The sequence below is a fragment of the Acinetobacter sp. P1(2023) genome (assembly GCF_028367635.1).
Taxonomy (GTDB): Bacteria; Pseudomonadota; Gammaproteobacteria; order Pseudomonadales; family Moraxellaceae; genus Acinetobacter; species Acinetobacter pittii_E.
Genome location: NZ_JAQNDD010000006.1, coordinates 109,773 through 126,645 on the forward strand (window position 1 = coordinate 109,773; position 16,873 = coordinate 126,645).

Here is a 16,873-nt window from a genome sequence, read left to right on the forward strand (position 1 = left end):
ATTTTAAGAATGCTGTGCAATACCAACCTTGTCAAGTACAGCGGTTTTCTCTTACAACTTCCTAACAATTCTACCAATAAATACATACATCCTAAAAAATGGCTTTTAACTTGCTATTAAACGCATTCCAGCCATTTACCATTCGTTCCCATACCGAACGGTCATTTGCCTCTTCAGGCTCTTCAACAGCATCTTGCAACTCACTTTGGCTAAACATGAGCAAACCAGCTGCTGTTGCATACATAGAACGACGTAAGGCTGCTTGATGTTGATCATCAGCATAAACCTGTAACGGTGGATTACCCAAATGTGCAGATACACCCAACATACGACGAGCTAAACTCACCATACCTTCTATTTGACAAGCATCCCCTGTCAATACTACACCATGGTATAAACCATGAATTGCACCGCTTTGTTCGAGTTCATCGCGAATCTGGCTAAAGATCTCTTCATAACGAGCAATAATAATTTCTGACAACTCAATCCGGCTAATAGTTTGAGGGCCATCAATCCCTTCTACTTGAATCATGTGATCTGGCTTAACAGCACTTAAATCGACACAACCATGTAGAATTTTAATTCGTTCAGCTTCTTCTGTCGTAGTTTGCAATACAGCGGCAATATCACGTGTGACATGCTCACCACCACGCTGCAATGTACGCGCTAGCGCTAAACGTCCATCAAGATAAACTGCAAGATTGGTAATGCCTGCGCCAATATCAACGAGACAAACACCGTACTCTTTTTCATCTTTCAGCAAGCTTGCCTCAGCGGTTGCCAGACAAGACACCACCATTTTTTCAACCCCGATATTTGCGCCTTTCATCGCACGATCAAGGTTTTGCATAGTCGCTATAGGCATCATCATTAACTGATAATGTCCAGTCATACTATGGGCAGTCATATTAATTGGATTCTGAACCCATTCAGCAGAATCACCTAATTCAAAGCCTAGCGGTACTGCACTTGCTAAATAGTAATCAGAAGTCACATGACTTGCTTTTGCCAATTCTAACGCGCGCACAACTTCATTTGTTGTAATCACATGTGCTGGATTAGATACTGGTGTGCGACCAGAGGCATAAAAACTTTGCAACTCGGTACTCGGAATAGATACCCATGCGCTATGAATGCGACATTCGGCCATATTTTCCGCTTCCGCAACAGCATTTTTAATCGCAGCAATGACTTTATCGAGGCTTACAATTTTTCCTTTATTCATGCCTCGATTGCGAGCAGTTGCCATACCGATAACTTGAATGTTATCCGGCGCATGAATTTTTCCAATCAAAACTGAAACTTTATGCGTCCCAATGTCAATCGCAACAACTGAGGGAACAGCTTCACTCATCACTCATACCATTTCTTTGTTGTTTAATACCAGGCAAATTGCCTATTTTAAAGCCACGTATTATGGCTTTGCTTTTGTTCCACCTGCAATGCTTGTGTCATCAATCGTTACAACAAACTGACCATTCACAATTTTAGGTGGTGTTGCGTTCTTCCATTGAATAGATAATCCATTACGATATCGCAAATCAATGGCTGAGATTTTCGGCCACACCTGTTTTAAGTCAGATTGTGCCAAATGACTTAAACGTTGCAACTTATTCATTGTTTGATCTTGGTCAACGATAATGCGTAAACCAGAGTCAAACTGCATAAACCAAGTCATTCGCTCAGTCAGATATAACTCTTTTAAGCGTAAATTGACAGGATGGAATAATTGATTAATTTCATTATAGCGTCGCATCATCATTTTTGACTGACTTACCGGCCCATGAAGCAACGGAAGTTCAGGATGAATTGTTGGCTCCGCCTCACTAAACACATCGCCTCCATCGCTTAACAAGCGACCTGTTCCCCAACGGGCGATAGCATGTCGAGGCATGACACGAACACGAATGCCATTGGGCCAAGCACGAGATACAACAACTCGGTCTACCCATGAAATTTCTAATGTTTTGTCACGAATCTGCTCTAAATCAGATGTGAAATAATTTGCTTTTATAATTGGAGCAACATGTTGCATCACTTGTTGTGTTTCAACCGAAGAGGCTGAACCGACAACTTCTAGTTTTGCAACTTTTGCATCTGTAATAACTTTATATAACCCATAAACTCCGACTGCCAGCACTACAAAAGCAATAACCAACAGCACCCATCCACCAGCATTCGCAAGTTTCTGCTTACGTGTAGGCGGTTTATCATGAATAGAGGTGATGGCCGCACGTTTACGGCGCATGGAAGCCGGAAGTTGTGCCATATTTAAGCCGTACCTTCCAATGTTTGCTCAAGAATTGCAACACACAATTCATCAAAGCTATAACCAACAGCCTTAGCAGCTTTTGGAACTAAAGAGTGGCTGGTCATACCTGGGACAGTATTTACTTCTAAAAGCCAGAAATTACCTTGCTCATCCTGCATTGCATCAATACGACCCCAGCCTTCTGCACCAACAGCCTGAAAAGCACGTAAACACAATGCTTGTAGGTTTTTCTCTTCAGTCTCACTGAGACCACAAGGGATACCATACTCTACATCATTACGTTGATATTTCGCTTCATAGTCATAGAAAGCAACATCTGCTGGTGGCTGCAAACGAATAACCGGCAATGGCTGTCCATTTAGGAAAGAAATTGTGAATTCACGACCAGTGATCCATTTTTCGGCCATCACCACAGCATCGTGCTGGGTCGCTTTTTCAATTGCAGCAGCAAAGTCTTCTGCTTTCTCAACCTTACTCATGCCGACACTCGAGCCTTCATGTACAGGTTTGATAATGACAGGTAAGCCCAACTCAGCAATTACCGCATCTAAATCTGTTTCTTTAGTAATAATGCGATATGGCGCTGTAGGTAAATCACTACCTTGCCAGATTTGCTTGGTTTTCACTTTATCCATGCCAATAGCAGAACCCTGTACACCGGTTCCTGTATAAGGCAGATTTAACCATTCAAGTACACCTTGAATCTGGCCATCTTCACCGCCGCGACCATGCAATACAATAAATGCACGATCATAATTTACAAGTTCAGTCACACTGCGGTCTTGCGGATCAAATGCTTCAGCCTGAACACCTGAACGTAACAAAGCGTCCAAAACTGCCTGACCACTATCTAAAGACACAGCACGCTCAGCCGATTTCCCACCAAATAACACGGCAACTTTGCCGAATTTTGTAGCATTTGACACGTTTAAATCCTTAACCCGATAATTCAATACTTTTTGTTTATTTCACATACAAATGGTGTTGTGCAAGTTCTACCGAAATTGTTCCCACGTTACCCGCACCTTGCGTTAATAACAAGTCATTTGGTTGTAACACATTTTGCATGATGTTTTGCAAATTACCTTCAACCGGATCAACTAAAATCGGCTCTACTTGTCCACGTAAACGAATACTACGCGCCAAAGTACGGCTATCTGCACCCACAATAGGTTTTTCACCAGCAGGATAAACTTCCAATAATAATAATTGATCGACTTGAGAAAGCACTTCAATGAAGTCATCAAAACAATCGCGAGTACGAGAGTAACGATGTGGCTGGAACAACATAACCAAACGACGATCTGGATGGCTTTGACGAGCAGCTTTAATGGTTGCTTCTACTTCTTTAGGATGGTGTCCATAGTCATCAACTAACTTAACGTTGCCATCAGCAAGTTCAAACTCACCTTGTACTTGGAAGCGGCGACCTACACCACTAAATCCTTCTAATGCACGGCTAATTGCTTCATCAGAAACACCTTCATCCGTTGCGACACCAATTGCTGCCAAGGCATTCAAAATATTATGCAAACCCGGTTGATTAATCGTTAGACCTAATGGTTCACGGCCTTTACGCAACACAGTAAAGTGCGAGCGCATACCATCTTGTTCAATATCAATTGCACGAATGTCGTTATCTTCATTAAAACCATAAGTAATAACCGGACGGCCTACACGCGGCAAAATCTCACGAATATTGGCATCATCACCACACACTACGGCTAAACCATAAAATGGTAAGTTATGAAGGAACTGTACAAATGTATCTTTTAATTTATCAAAGCTACCTTCATAGGTATCCATATGGTCAGCATCAATGTTCGTTACAATGGCTGCCATTGGTTGCAAATAAAGGAAAGATGCGTCTGATTCATCAGCTTCAGCTACGATGAAACGACTTTCACCTAATGCTGCATTTACGCCTGTACTGTTAAGTAAACCACCAATAACGTAAGTGGGATCAAGGTTTTCTTCAGCCAACATCGTCGTCAAAAGACTTGTAGTTGTGGTTTTACCATGTGTACCTGCTACAGCAATACCATGACGATAACGCATCAGTTCGCCTAGCATCTCTGCACGACGTACAATTGGAATACGCTGTTCAATCGCAGCTTTAATTTCCGGATTTTCCGGATCAATTGCTGTAGAAACTACAAGCACATTGGCATTTTTAATATTTTCCGGTTGATGGCCAATATAAACCTTGATGCCATTATTCTCTAATTGTTCTGTAGTTTTAGACGCTTTAATGTCTGAACCGGAAATTTTATAGCCTTGGTTACCCAAAACCTCTGCAATGCCACACATCCCAGCGCCACCGATCCCCACAAAATGAATGTGTTTGATACGGCGCATTTCAGGCACTTTAATCAGTTTTTTTGCTTGGTTCGCAGCTGTTGATGGAGACATAGTAAATCCGATTACATTTTTTGGATAAGATCAACCACATGCTGAGTCGCATTTGGTTGGGCATGTTGACGCGCTTTCACTGCCATTTCGGTAAGTAATTGGCGGTTCATCAGCGAAGTGAACAATTCATTTAAAACATCTGGTGTCATGGTCGATTGCTGGCAAATTTTCGCAGCACCGACATCGGCCAGAAATTTGGCGTTTGCAGTTTGGTGGTCATCAACTGCTATAGGAAGTGGTACAAAAACTGCGGCCACACCTGCTGTTGCAACTTCTGTTACCGTGAGTGCTCCAGCTCGGCAAATAATTAAATCCGCCTCACTATAAGCCTTTGCCATATCTTCAATAAAAGGCAAAACTTGAACAGTTAAATGAGCTGGTGCATCTGCATAAAGTGCTTGAGTTGCCTCAACTTGTTGCTGGCCACACTGGTGAAAAATATTGAGTGGAACTTGTAATTGTTTTAATGCTGGAGGTAAGCGTTCGTTGAGTGCTTTAGCACCTAAAGAACCGCCAACAATTAGAATATTTAGAGGTTTATCCGCTTGCTCACGCTCATCATAGCGCCACTTTGAGCTCAAAATATCCGTGATTTCACGACGCACAGGGTTTCCTGTGGTTACGACTTTTCCACCAGCGGGAAAGGTGTTTGGAAATGCTTCGCACACCACTTTAGCAACGCGAGATAACTGCGCATTGGTAAAACCTGCAACTGCATTTTGCTCATGAATAAGTACAGGGATACCTAACAAACGTGCGGCTAAACCACCCGGCCCCGCCACATAACCGCCAAAGCCTGCAACTGCATCAACTTTAAGCTGTTTCATATAGCGCATTGCGCTCAAAGTGGCTTTTAAAATTTTAAAAGGTGCAGCAATTTTACGGACTAATCCATTGCCACGAACCCCTTGGATATCAATTTGATATATTGGAATATTTTGATCTTTTAACAACCGATTTTCCATACCAGTTGGCGTGGCTAACCATGAAACCTGACAACCTTGTTGTTGAAGTTGCTTGGCTACGGCGAGGGCTGGAAAAACATGTCCGCCTGTACCGGCAGCCATCATCATGACATGTTTGGGTTTGCTTTGCTGTGAATCGGTCACGGTCTAATTCTTCAACTCAAAAAACAATGGAAATTGTCATCTATTTTTGTAGCCGTTTATTTTAATCCTAAAGCTTCATTAACGAAAAGCGAATTTCACTCGTTTATAACAGAAAGATGTGCTTTTTTGAAAATATGCCTACAAAGCTGTGGTGTATTTAGTATTGTTATTTTATTAATTCATATATTTTCAGGTGATTTCCCATAAATACCGTGGAAAACCACCTGAAATAACGAGTTAAGCTGAACGACCAGCTTCTAATACATCAAATAGATCGTCTGCAATTGATGTACCAAATTGAGCATCAATTTCACGAATACAGGTTGGGCTAGTGACATTAATTTCAGTGACATAATTACCAATTACATCTAAACCAACAAAAACCAAACCTTTTTCGCGTAAGAAAGGACCAATTTTAGCTGCGATCAACTTATCGTTTTCAGTAAGCGGACGTGCTTGGCCTAAACCGCCTGCCGCCAAGTTACCACGTACTTCACCATTTTGTGGAATACGAGCCAAACAGTAAGGAATAGGCTCACCGTTTACCATTAAAATACGCTTATCCCCTTCTACAATTTCAGGAATATAACGCTGTGCCATAATTGGACGTGTACCTAGCTCTGTCAGCATTTCCAAGGTAGATCCAATATTTACACCGTCTTGGTATAAACGGAAAATACCCATACCACCCATACCATCAAGTGGCTTAACAATGACATCACCATGTTCTTTAATAAATTCACGGATTAAACTTTGTTGCGATGTCACAAGTGTAGGGACTTGTAATTCTGGAAATTGCGTTGCAAAAAGTTTTTCGTTGCAATCACGCAGTGACTGAGGCTTATTAATAATCCATGAACCTTCGCGCTCAGCTTGCTCAAGCACATAAGTTGTATAGACAAAATTCATGTCAAACGGTGGATCTTTACGCATGAGCACAACATCATAAGCTGCGATAGATTCTTTTTTCTTTTCGCCTAGCTCATAGTAATGATTGTAGTCTTCAAAAACTTTTAACGGTGAGATTAGGCCGTACGCCTTACCCTGATCAATATATAAATCTTGCTGTAATGCATAACCTAATTCATGTCCACGACGGCTCGCCGCCCACAACATTGCCATGGTTGAATCCTTTTTAAGGTTTACGGTTTCAATCGGATCCATGACGACAAGTACACGCATGCTCAAGCTCTTCTTAAAATTTAAATTAGCATGAGTATAACTGAGATTTTTCACTGGTTTTTCTTAATTTCAGTAAAACCTTATCTGTTATTTCTTTATCTTGAGCAAAGGTAAATTCGGTTAAACTATATTGATAAAATATTATTTTTAAAGGCTAAAGATGAAACTTTATCGCTATTTAACAGGCCCAGATGACTCTGCTTTCTGTGCACGAGTCACTAAAGCATTGAATCATGGTTGGGAATTATATGAAACGCCAACTATGACCTTTAATGGCACGCATGTGATTGTTGGACAAGCAATTTGTAAAACGATTGATGAAAATTATGATCCAGAAATGGATATTTTAGATGTTCTCAAAAATAATGCGTAATTCTAAGGGGAGCTTTAATCGGTAAAAAGCTCCCCTTTCAAAAATCAATTAACAAGAAAAACTAATGAGTTAACTCATATTATCCGTTTAATTCCCCAATCATCTTTCTAAAAATCAGTTACTAAAAAATAAAGATGTCATTTTTTAAGGCAATATTTCTTTTATTCTAAACAATTAAATGATTATAATTATCATTTATACTTTTATTTTTGTTAATTGATTTTATTTTTATGTTAAGAATTTCTTTATCATCTCCCCACATTAAGGGTTCATTCCCGCTCAGCTTACTCAGCTTAATGATCTTAAATAGTCAAGGGGCCTATGCAGAAGATGTAACTGACTCATCAAAAGTTGCAGCTACCATGCCCACCATAAAAATTGAGGCCATGAGTGAGCTCGATCCGATTAAAAGTTATATCGACTATGACAAAGCCAATGTCACACGTAATGGTTTAGACAAAAAAGATATTCCTCAAACCGTTGATACCATTGATGTACAGAAATATAAAATTTATGGATCGAATGATTTAAGTGTGATGCTGCAAGGTACTCCAGGCGTATCAACCAGTTACGATATGCGCGGTGATGGCATTACGATTCGTGGTTTTGGTGCTGATACAGGCGATATTTACCGCGATGGTATACGTGAAAGCGGACAAGTACGCCGTAGTACAGCCAATATTGAACGTATTGAAATTTTAAAAGGCCCCGCTTCTATTTTATATGGTCGTAGTGCTGGTGGCGGGGTTGTGAATATGGTGAGTAAGTTCGCCAATTTTGACTCTAAAAGTTCAGTTGGTGCATATGCGGGTTCATATGATAACTACGGAACAACCGCTGACATCAACCAAGTCATTAATGACAATTTAGCAGTCCGTTTAACGGGAGAATATGGCGAGACAGGCAGCTTCCGCTCTGGTATTGAAAATAAGATTGAAATGTTTTCACCAAGTTTCACTTATAAAAATGACGATGGAACACTCACTTGGACCACGCAATACACCTATGACAAATTAGGTCGTGTACCTGATCGTGGTCCAGCATATGAAAACTTGCCTGCGGGAAATTCAATTAAAATGGGATTTGCCCAAGACGGCGATTATGTTGATGATATTTTGCAAGTTGTGCGTACCGATGTGAATTATGAATATGCACCTGATTGGAACTTTCACTGGGCAGCAAGTTACAGACAAGCAGAGCAGAACTTTGATCATTTTTATTTTGGAACATATTGTGGCCTCGATGGAAATGACTTGAAAGGCAAAGAATGCAACACCAAAAAAGGTTATATCAATCAGAATTACTACTGGCAGCAAACAAGCAATAAGACCACCACCAATACCTTTGATATTAAGGGTAAGTTCAAAACTGGTCAGCTTGAACACCAAATTATGGTGGGTACAGACTGGACGTATGAACAGCGAGAGCCACGTCTAGCCAATAAAACTCAAAATGGGTCAGCCATTTATGGTTACGTTAATCCAATCACGGGTGAACGAGAGTACAGTCGTGGCAATGGCCCATTAAAAATTAGTCAGCATAACTATAATGAAGGCACCACTTACGGCATATTTATTCAGGATTTAATTGGTCTAAATGACCAACTTAAACTCATGATGGGCGTCCGCTACGACTACTTCGATTTTTCAACCACCAACAAGTTAACTAATGAACACCGTAATGTAAAAGATGGTAGCTTTAGCCCAAATGTTGGTTTGGTATGGCAACCGCTTCCTGAACATAGCTTTTACACGTCTTATTCTAAGAGCTTTGCACCATTTGGCGGACAAATGGGTGTCAACCAAGTCACTGGAAGCACCGATGTCACAAAAATGGATAAAGAACCTCAATATAACGAGCAATACGAAGTTGGGGTAAAAAGTGAATGGTTAGATAATCGTTTAAATACTCAACTTTCTGTCTTTGATATTCGTAAAAATAATATCCGCTATAAACCAAAACCTAATGAAGAACCGGAAGTATGGGCAACTGCTGGTCAGCATCAATCCCGTGGTCTTGAATTTAGTTTTATTGGCCGTGTACTTGATAATGTCTTTGTCCGTGGTGGTTATGGCTATACAGATGCAAAAGTAAAAGAAGACAAACAAAAACCTGAACAAGAAGGCAATTATTTAGCCAACACATCTAAAAACACGGGTAATTTATTTGTTCGCTATTTACCAACCGAGCAGTGGTATACCGAGGTGGGGGTGACCTATGTGGGCTCTTATTATCCAAATCTTAATAATCAAGTAAAAATGGAAGGTTTTAACCGTGTCGATGCGGCGATTGGTTATAGTGCTAACCCATGGAACGTCACACTTGCGGTGAATAATCTAACCAATAAAGAGTACTGGCGCTCAGATAGCATGCCAGGCACACCACGTAATGTGCTATTGCGTTTGAATTATCAGTTTTAAGTAAATATTAAAAAGGCATACCTCTATCTAGAGGTATGCCTTTTTCTTTTTAGATACCATATTTCTCGCGATAAGCTTGCATATTGGCTAGCGCTTCTTTTTCGCCTTTCGCTTCTAAATAATCCATCAAATCTTTCATGGTAATGAGGGCGTGCACAGGAATTTCTAATTCTTTTTGAACTTCTTGAATTGCTGAAAGCTCACCTTGACCACGTTCTTGACGATCTAATGCCACCAAAACACCCGCAATAGTTGCGCCAGCATTTTTCAAAATCGTTACAACTTCACGAATCGCTGTACCCGCGGTAATCACGTCATCAATAATCCAAACTTTTTTACCTTCAACCGCAGCACCAACTAAAACACCGCCTTCGCCATGATCTTTTGCTTCTTTCCGGTTAAAGCCCCATGGCACACTTTTGTTATGGACTTGAGACAAAGCAACAGCGGTCGCTGCTACAAACGGAATACCTTTGTAAGCTGGTCCAAAAATCACATCAACATTTTGGCATTGTGTTAATTTATCAGCATAGCCTTGCGCTAAAAGAGATAAAGCTTCACCATCGTTGAGTAGGCCTGCATTAAAAAAATAAGGACTCACGCGTCCAGATTTTAAAGTAAACTCACCAAATTTAAGCACACCGCGTGATAATGCGAGTTCGATAAATGCTTGCGGGTGAAATGACACAGGCGTTGTCATGAGGTGCTCCAAATTCACAATTGAGGTTAAATTTTCGCATGATACCAAAGGATCAGTATCCAAGTGATGTAAAAATTCTTCGAGTCGTTTCCATTAACGTAAATGGCTTACGTTCTTCAGTAACGAAAGGCTTACTTGAATGGTTAGAACAATCAGATGCCGATGTCGTATGCATGCAGGAAAGCCGCATTACCCATGAACAATGGACTGAAAAGTTTAGACCCGAAGGATGGCATACCCATCTCTTTCCAGCAGAGCGTGCAGGCTACGCAGGGACTGCGATATATAGCCGCTTACCCTTCGTCTCTGTTAAAGATGGTTTAGGGTTTGAGCTAGCTGACAGTCAAGGCCGCTTTATTTCTGCGGAATTCGATTTAGGTTTGTCACATCCGGTACATATTGCATCATTATACTTACCTTCAGGCTCAAGTGGTGAAGAAGCGCAAGCACGTAAAGATTTATTTTTAGGTGAATACGCAAAAATCTTGAAACAATGGCGTGATGAAAATAAGTCAGTCATCATTTGCGGTGACTACAATATTGTTCATAAACGAATAGATATTAAAAACTGGTCAGGTAATCAAAAATCATCTGGCTGTTTACCACATGAACGTGCATGGCTTGATCATATTTATGACGAACTGGGTTATGTCGATACCTTCCGTGTGGTTCGCGCAGAAGCAGAACTTTATTCATGGTGGTCAAATCGCGGTCAAGCCCGTGCAAAAAATGTAGGATGGCGTATTGACTATCATGCTTGCTCACCAGACTGGAAAGCCCGCACAATTAATGCTTGGGTTTATAAAGATCAATGGTTTAGTGACCACGCACCTGTCATTATTGACTACAAAATTCAAGAGTAAGTGAACAACTGTTCACTTACATTGTCGTTTTCGCTTACAGCATATGTCGTTTTTGAGTATTTTTCTTACACAGCTTTAACGGCATTATAGCCCCACGGCACAGGGAAGCAGTCAGGATGACGCAAAAGGATAGGACGCCGTAGGAAGATAAAATAAACTTATGATAAGTTTATTTGCAAGGATGTGACAATGGACGTTGAAATGAGACCCGCATGATCAGGATGATTAAATGCGGGTTTTCTCTTTTTTAGTCTCTTATTTTTGCGCTAAGTTCTTTTAGTTTTAACTTCTTCTTATTAAGCTCATTATTACCTTGTCTTATGACAATAACATGACATTTCTCTTTCAATTAATCATTAATTTTCATTTGTTTTAAAAGTATCGGTATAAAGTAGTGCTTAAAAGCTTTTTGGGTTAGGCTGTGTGCTCTCTCTTTTTGACATGGTCCGATAAAATGTTAAAAATTTATGGAATTAAAAACTGTAACTCAATGAAAAAAGCTTTTGATGCTTTGCAAGCCAAAGGGCTTAGCTACGATTTTCATGATTATAAAAAACAAGGCATTGATGCAGATACTCTAAAAATCTGGTTAAAAGAAATTGGACAAGATACTGTTCTCAACAAAAAAGGCACAACTTGGCGTAAGCTTTCAGAAGAAGAACAAAATCGTGCTTTAAGCAATGAAGATCACCTTATTGAAGCACTCATTGCTCAACCAAGTTTGATTAAAAGACCCGTTTTACAAACCGCTCAAGGTTTCATTGTAGGTTTCGATGAAACCACTTATCAAAATATCCAAGCATAAAAAAACGAGCCATACGGCTCGTTTTTTTATTAAAACTTTTAGTTCGCGCGAATCCATGTTTGGTTACGACCAAGTGCAGAAACGCCAATATAACCACGCAGTTTAAGCTTTTTACCGCCATCGGTTAACTCACCTTTCAATTTGTAAGTTTTACCAGATTTTGGGTCTAAAATCGTACCGTTTTCATAACTGTTACCACCTACATTTTTTAAATTATGTACAATGGTGACACCTTTAAGTGGTTTGTTTTTATACGGACCTTCACATTTTGTACAAGCGTTTTCTTCGCCCGGTGTCAAAATGTTTTGAATGGTTGCAGTTAAGGTTCCGTCCTTCTGTTCCGTAAATTTCACTACGGCTTTTGGCTTGTTGGTCTGATCATCAATCGTTTTCCATACCGTTCCATTGAGTGAATCAGCCGCATTGGCAAATGCAGCCATACCAATGAGTCCTAAAGCTAAAGCAATCTTTTTCATTTTTGTAATATCCTTGGGTCTTTCAAGATTTTCAGTATTCAGAAGTCGCAAAGATATTGCAATTTTTGAATGTGACTGTTTCGTGTAACCTTGTAATCTTGCAAAATAAAATTTACAAGAAAACAAGAAACTAGCATAAAAATGGATGCTATATGAATATATCAAATGTTTGGAAATATTACTTTACAGAAACTTTTCTTAAAACAACAATTCGCAAGCCAAGCCAGCTAAATTTGCCGGCTACCGCTTTACGTCCCGTTCTAGATCAGATGTGTCGTGCTTTTCCACGACAAAAAAATGTTTCTGTGCGCCCAATTCGGTTAGCAGGCATTAAAGGTGAAGAAATCAAACCGCAAGATTCTGCAACTCAACTGATTTTTCACATTCACGGTGGTGCTTTTTTCCTTGGGAGTGTCAAAACTCACCATGCTTTTATGACGGATTTAGCTGCCCGCACCCAAATGCAGATTATTCATGTGGATTATCCGCTTGCGCCTGAACATCCCTACCCTGAGGCGACTGAAGCACTATATGACATCTATCAATCTTTATTGGTACAAGGCGTTCAGCCTAAAGATATTATTTTATCGGGTGATTCATGCGGAGCAAATTTAGCACTGGCACTTTGCTTGCGTTTAAAAGAACAACCTGAGCTTATGCCAAGTGGCCTGATTTTGTTATCTCCATTTTTGGATTTAACGCTCACGAGTGAGTCTCTCAGATTTAATAAAAAACATGATGCATTATTATCTATTGAAGCCCTAAAAACAGGAACTCAGTACTATATAGGCAATCATATTGCAGCTGATGATCCACGCGTTTCACCTATTTTCGATGACTTGCATGGCCTACCGCCAACTTTGGTTCAAGTAGGATCTAAAGAAATCTTATTAGACGATGCCAAGCGTTTTAGAGAAAAAGCTGAAGAGGCTGGCGTTAAAGTTCAATTCAAACTTTATACGGGCATGTGGCATAACTTTCAGATGTTTAATGCGTGGTTTGATGAAGCAAAACAAGCATTGGCAGATATTGCTGAATTTGCCCATGAGCTTGATAAAACTTAATTTACCTATCAATGATGTGAATAGCTCTAAAAACTTTTCACATCATTTTCCTTATAAAAGGCATCATGTATAAAATGAAAATCATGCTATGTTTAAAATATAAATTAATTTAAACAATCCAATATTAGAATGGTCTAACAAAGAGGCATCTAAATTTAGGAGCCCTTACGTACTATGAAAAATCGTTTAATCACTTATCCCATACATAGAACAAAACAGGTGATAATCGATTTCATCCATAACAATCACATCATCAACTGGACACCACTACAAAAAAGCGCACTGATGCTCACACTTGCCTGCGCCATGAACTTTAGTTGGATCTTATGGAAAGGTTATATTTTAATTACGCCAAGCGTCTGGCAATGGGCAAATCTGCCTTTGGTTGAGTCACAAATCTGGCTTAATTTATTGACCTTATTTTTATTGGGCCTTTTGATTATCCCCTGCTATCGATACAAAAATGTTGAGTGGGCTCAAAGAGTCATTCCTTTCATTAGTGTGCAGTTCTTTGCACTCATGCTATGCCATGATGGATATTTAATTGGCAGTATTAGTCCAGCCACTATGGTCGGCTATGTGGGCACTATTGGTGTCGGTCTGGTGTTATTTGACCGTAAAATTGTTTATAGCGCACTTGTACCTGCAACGATTATTTTAACGGTATGTACATATTTAAGTATGAGCGGTACTGTGCCTTATGCCCCTCTATTTAATTTTAAGGCTATGGAACATGCTCAAACTAACCCCTTTTGGTTAGGGAGCATGGCTTTTTTTATTATGCCCATCTTATTGGCCTGTTTTATTTTATTTGAAATATTGCTCACTCAATGGCGGCAACGTGAAACTTATATTCAACGCCTAAGCCAACTTGACCCCTTAACCAATGTATTAAATAGACGTAGTTTAAACACGCATTTAGAGTCGCTACACCAACAGCAATTTGATTATGCAGTAGTACTTCTCGATATCGATCATTTTAAAAAAATTAATGATATATACGGGCATCACCAAGGTGATCAAGTCTTAATTGAAATCGCTCAATGTCTTTCTGAGAACTTGCGTAACGAGGATATTATTGGACGTTTTGGTGGAGAGGAGTTTATTTTATTACTCCCTCACACCGATATTATTCAAGCAGAGAAAATTGCTGAGCGTTGTCGTCTTGCTTTACAAGAACTACCCGTTTGTAGCGCTCAAAACAATCCTATTCATATTAGTGCAAGTTTTGGAATCAGCAGTTCAGCTTTTGCAGAAGACCCTTATCTTGTTATTCGACAGGCTGATCAAGCACTCTATGCGGTAAAAGCTTCAGGACGCAATCAAGTACGTACATTTCATCAGATTGAAACGATGAATACCTTATGAATCTTTTAGTTTTGCCAAGCTCGCAAGTTGTTGCAAAAGCTCTTGCTGACTAAAAGCACCAGTTAAACGCAATGCGCGAATTTCTTTTTGCTCTGGGCTTAAAAATAGATAGGTCGGTGGACCTAAAATATTCCATTGTTTGAGTAGCGCTTCATGTGACTGGTCATAATGACTCAAATCAAGCTTAATTAAATAATATGGTGCAAGAGCAGCCTGAACCTCAGGTGATTTTAAAATACGATGCTCAATCGGTTGGCAGGCAACACACCAGTCTGCATAGACATCAACGACAATAGCTCGATCTGTAGGCGCTGCTGCTAAAATTTTCTCAAAGTCCGCTGCTGTAGTTGCAATATGCCATTCGGCCATATGATTAGAACTTTGCAAAGTTCGATTTTGAATGTGTTGGTATTGGTTATAGGCTACAAAAGGTGTAACGATTAATAATAAAATCGCGTAGAGCCATTGTAGCTGTCCTTTTTTCCAGAAAAACTGATAAACAGCATAGGCTATAAAAGCGAGACCTAATACGAGACTAAGAACTTGCATGCCCCAATCTGGCAATAAAGGACGAATAAAATAAAGACTTAAACCTAACATCAGAAAAGCAAAAATAACTTTAATCTGATGCATCCAATCACCAGCTTTAGGCAGAAATTTCGCCCCTAAAATACTTGCCAGTAATAGCGGAATTCCCATACCAAAACCTAGACAGAATAAAAGCAAAGCCCCTTGCCACTGGTTTTGTGTTTGAGAAATAAATAATAAAGTTCCAGCGAGGGGTGCGGTCATACAAGGACCCACCAAGAGTGCAGAAACCACACCCATGACTCCAGCACCCACTAAAGTGCCACCTTGTTGCATCGACTGAATACGATCAAGTCGGTTTAACCATGTTTGTGGTAAACGAAGCTCAAATAGACCGAATAAATTCAGAGCAAAGACAATAAACAGCAAACTAAAAGCAACTAAGGTTGCTGGCTGTTGTAACCAGCGCTGGAAATTTAGACCTGCCGAAGAAGCAATTAAACCTAAGCCTGCGTAAACCAATGCCATGCTACACACAAAAGTAAGTGCAATGGTCCAAGCTTTTAGACCTTTATGATCCCGAATGATGAGTGAAGTTAAAATGGGCAGCATCGGTAAAGAGCATGGTGTAAATGCGAGCAACATGCCTAAACCTAAAAATAATAAAACGCCATACCACAATGAGTTCTCAATTAACTTAGCAGACCAGATCTGATCTTGCGCAATTTGTGGTGTGGTTGTAGTAACTGCTGTCTCTGTATTCTGCTCTTTTTCTATGGATTCTGAACCCTTGGAAGTGTCAGATTGTGTATTTGCTAAATCTAGCAATCGTTTTGGGGCTGTTCCTGCTTGGTTTTGTACACCAACTAGGCCATCTGCATCAGTTTGAAACTCAATAGTTTGTGGCGGATAACAAATACGATCTTTGGCACAGCCCTGCCAAGTCACACTATAGTGCTCTGATGGCTTAGTCTTAATTTGGAAATTAACTTGATGGTAATAAACCTGACTTTGCCCATAATTTTCATCATATTGGGCAATCGCTTTGGGTAACTTCAAAGCTAAAGGTTGAGTACCTTGTTGTACGGAAAATTTATGCTGATAAAGATAGTAATTTGGCTGAATCTGCCAAGACAAACTCGCAGTATGCGGCTCAGAAGATTCAACCGAAAATGAAAAAGCTTGTTCGGGTGAAAGTAACTTATCTTGCGCAGAAACCAACTGGCTAAACACACAAACAGCAACTGCTAGAAAATAAAGAATTCCCTGATGAATAAGCTTTTTCATTAACATAAATTTAA

General features: G+C 39.9%; 15 protein-coding genes. 6 read left to right on the top strand and 9 right to left on the bottom strand.

Annotated elements, in window-relative coordinates; translation table 11 throughout:
- Nucleotides 1-91: 91 nt before the first annotated feature.
- The 6 genes from ftsA to gshB all read right to left on the bottom strand — a co-directional run bounded on the left by ftsA (nt 92) and on the right by gshB (nt 6,975).
- Nucleotides 92-1,354: a cell division protein FtsA gene (ftsA, locus tag POD11_RS10960; RefSeq protein ID WP_002122057.1), complete on the bottom strand. Its 1,263-nt coding sequence runs from the start codon at nt 1,352-1,354 to the stop codon at nt 92-94.
- A gap of 60 nt (nt 1,355-1,414) precedes the next feature.
- A complete protein-coding gene (locus POD11_RS10965; RefSeq protein ID WP_224992170.1) occupies nt 1,415-2,269 on the bottom strand; it encodes a cell division protein FtsQ/DivIB in 855 nt (284 codons plus the stop codon).
- Between the two features lie 2 nt (nt 2,270-2,271).
- Nucleotides 2,272-3,198: a D-alanine--D-alanine ligase gene (locus POD11_RS10970; protein WP_002121862.1), complete on the bottom strand. Its 927-nt coding sequence runs from the start codon at nt 3,196-3,198 to the stop codon at nt 2,272-2,274.
- 37 nt (nt 3,199-3,235) lie between these two features.
- Nucleotides 3,236-4,684, bottom strand: a complete 1,449-nt coding sequence (murC, locus tag POD11_RS10975; protein WP_262457188.1) for a UDP-N-acetylmuramate--L-alanine ligase — start codon at nt 4,682-4,684, stop codon at nt 3,236-3,238.
- Nucleotides 4,685-4,695: 11 nt separating this feature from the next.
- A complete protein-coding gene (gene murG, locus POD11_RS10980; RefSeq protein WP_262457189.1) occupies nt 4,696-5,793 on the bottom strand; it encodes an undecaprenyldiphospho-muramoylpentapeptide beta-N-acetylglucosaminyltransferase in 1,098 nt (365 codons plus the stop codon).
- A 237-nt stretch (nt 5,794-6,030) separates the two neighbouring features.
- On the bottom strand, nt 6,031-6,975 hold the full coding sequence (gene gshB, locus POD11_RS10985; protein ID WP_057106087.1) for a glutathione synthase: 945 nt from the start codon (nt 6,973-6,975) through the stop codon (nt 6,031-6,033).
- A gap of 160 nt (nt 6,976-7,135) precedes the next feature.
- Here gshB and POD11_RS10990 point away from each other — a divergent pair, with 160 nt between their 5' ends.
- Nucleotides 7,136-7,348: a DUF1737 domain-containing protein gene (locus POD11_RS10990; protein WP_262457190.1), complete on the top strand. Its 213-nt coding sequence runs from the start codon at nt 7,136-7,138 to the stop codon at nt 7,346-7,348.
- A 230-nt stretch (nt 7,349-7,578) separates the two neighbouring features.
- The gene (locus tag POD11_RS10995) at nt 7,579-9,768 is read left to right on the top strand and encodes a TonB-dependent receptor (RefSeq protein WP_262457191.1); all 2,190 of its coding nucleotides are present in this window, start codon (nt 7,579-7,581) and stop codon (nt 9,766-9,768) included.
- Nucleotides 9,769-9,817: 49 nt separating this feature from the next.
- On the opposite strand, the gene pyrE is transcribed toward POD11_RS10995, so the two are convergent.
- A complete protein-coding gene (gene pyrE / locus POD11_RS11000) occupies nt 9,818-10,468 on the bottom strand; it encodes an orotate phosphoribosyltransferase (protein ID WP_005300604.1) in 651 nt (216 codons plus the stop codon).
- 38 nt (nt 10,469-10,506) lie between these two features.
- On the opposite strand from pyrE, the gene POD11_RS11005 reads away from it, so the two are divergent.
- Complete coding sequence (locus tag POD11_RS11005) at nt 10,507-11,331, top strand: exodeoxyribonuclease III (protein WP_016142748.1); 825 nt, start codon at nt 10,507-10,509, stop codon at nt 11,329-11,331.
- Between the two features lie 454 nt (nt 11,332-11,785).
- The gene (locus POD11_RS11010; RefSeq protein WP_016142747.1) at nt 11,786-12,136 is read left to right on the top strand and encodes an arsenate reductase; all 351 of its coding nucleotides are present in this window, start codon (nt 11,786-11,788) and stop codon (nt 12,134-12,136) included.
- A gap of 38 nt (nt 12,137-12,174) precedes the next feature.
- Here the strand turns inward: POD11_RS11010 and POD11_RS11015 are convergent, their stop codons facing one another.
- Nucleotides 12,175-12,612: a DUF2147 domain-containing protein gene (locus tag POD11_RS11015; RefSeq protein ID WP_002121971.1), complete on the bottom strand. Its 438-nt coding sequence runs from the start codon at nt 12,610-12,612 to the stop codon at nt 12,175-12,177.
- Between the two features lie 152 nt (nt 12,613-12,764).
- Between POD11_RS11015 and POD11_RS11020 the strand changes: the two genes are divergently transcribed.
- Together POD11_RS11020 and POD11_RS11025 are read left to right on the top strand one after the other, a co-directional pair.
- The gene (locus POD11_RS11020) at nt 12,765-13,676 is read left to right on the top strand and encodes an alpha/beta hydrolase (RefSeq protein WP_262457192.1); all 912 of its coding nucleotides are present in this window, start codon (nt 12,765-12,767) and stop codon (nt 13,674-13,676) included.
- Nucleotides 13,677-13,850: 174 nt separating this feature from the next.
- Entirely contained in the window at nt 13,851-15,044 is a 1,194-nt protein-coding gene (locus POD11_RS11025) for a GGDEF domain-containing protein (RefSeq protein ID WP_239966975.1), read from the top strand.
- Here POD11_RS11025 and dsbD read toward each other — a convergent pair.
- Complete coding sequence (gene dsbD, locus POD11_RS11030) at nt 15,039-16,865, bottom strand: protein-disulfide reductase DsbD (protein WP_262457193.1); 1,827 nt, start codon at nt 16,863-16,865, stop codon at nt 15,039-15,041. The genes POD11_RS11025 and dsbD overlap by 6 nt on opposite strands.
- Between the last annotated feature and the right edge of the window lie 8 nt (nt 16,866-16,873).

What these genes read in the sequence shown, in the direction of transcription:
- ftsA (WP_002122057.1), bottom strand. Translation starts at nt 1,354, where the DNA reads ATGAGTGAAGCTGTTCCCTCAGTTGTTGCGATTGACATTGGGACGCAT.
- POD11_RS10965 (WP_224992170.1), bottom strand. Translation starts at nt 2,269, where the DNA reads ATGGCACAACTTCCGGCTTCCATGCGCCGTAAACGTGCGGCCATCACC.
- murC (WP_262457188.1), bottom strand. Translation starts at nt 4,684, where the DNA reads ATGTCTCCATCAACAGCTGCGAACCAAGCAAAAAAACTGATTAAAGTG.
- gshB (WP_057106087.1), bottom strand. Translation starts at nt 6,975, where the DNA reads ATGCGTGTACTTGTCGTCATGGATCCGATTGAAACCGTAAACCTTAAA.
- POD11_RS10990 (WP_262457190.1), top strand. Translation starts at nt 7,136, where the DNA reads ATGAAACTTTATCGCTATTTAACAGGCCCAGATGACTCTGCTTTCTGT.
- POD11_RS10995 (WP_262457191.1), top strand. Translation starts at nt 7,579, where the DNA reads ATGTTAAGAATTTCTTTATCATCTCCCCACATTAAGGGTTCATTCCCG.
- pyrE (WP_005300604.1), bottom strand. Translation starts at nt 10,468, where the DNA reads ATGACAACGCCTGTGTCATTTCACCCGCAAGCATTTATCGAACTCGCA.
- POD11_RS11005 (WP_016142748.1), top strand. Translation starts at nt 10,507, where the DNA reads ATGATACCAAAGGATCAGTATCCAAGTGATGTAAAAATTCTTCGAGTC.
- POD11_RS11010 (WP_016142747.1), top strand. Translation starts at nt 11,786, where the DNA reads ATGTTAAAAATTTATGGAATTAAAAACTGTAACTCAATGAAAAAAGCT.
- POD11_RS11015 (WP_002121971.1), bottom strand. Translation starts at nt 12,612, where the DNA reads ATGAAAAAGATTGCTTTAGCTTTAGGACTCATTGGTATGGCTGCATTT.
- POD11_RS11020 (WP_262457192.1), top strand. Translation starts at nt 12,765, where the DNA reads ATGAATATATCAAATGTTTGGAAATATTACTTTACAGAAACTTTTCTT.
- POD11_RS11025 (WP_239966975.1), top strand. Translation starts at nt 13,851, where the DNA reads ATGAAAAATCGTTTAATCACTTATCCCATACATAGAACAAAACAGGTG.
- dsbD (WP_262457193.1), bottom strand. Translation starts at nt 16,865, where the DNA reads ATGTTAATGAAAAAGCTTATTCATCAGGGAATTCTTTATTTTCTAGCA.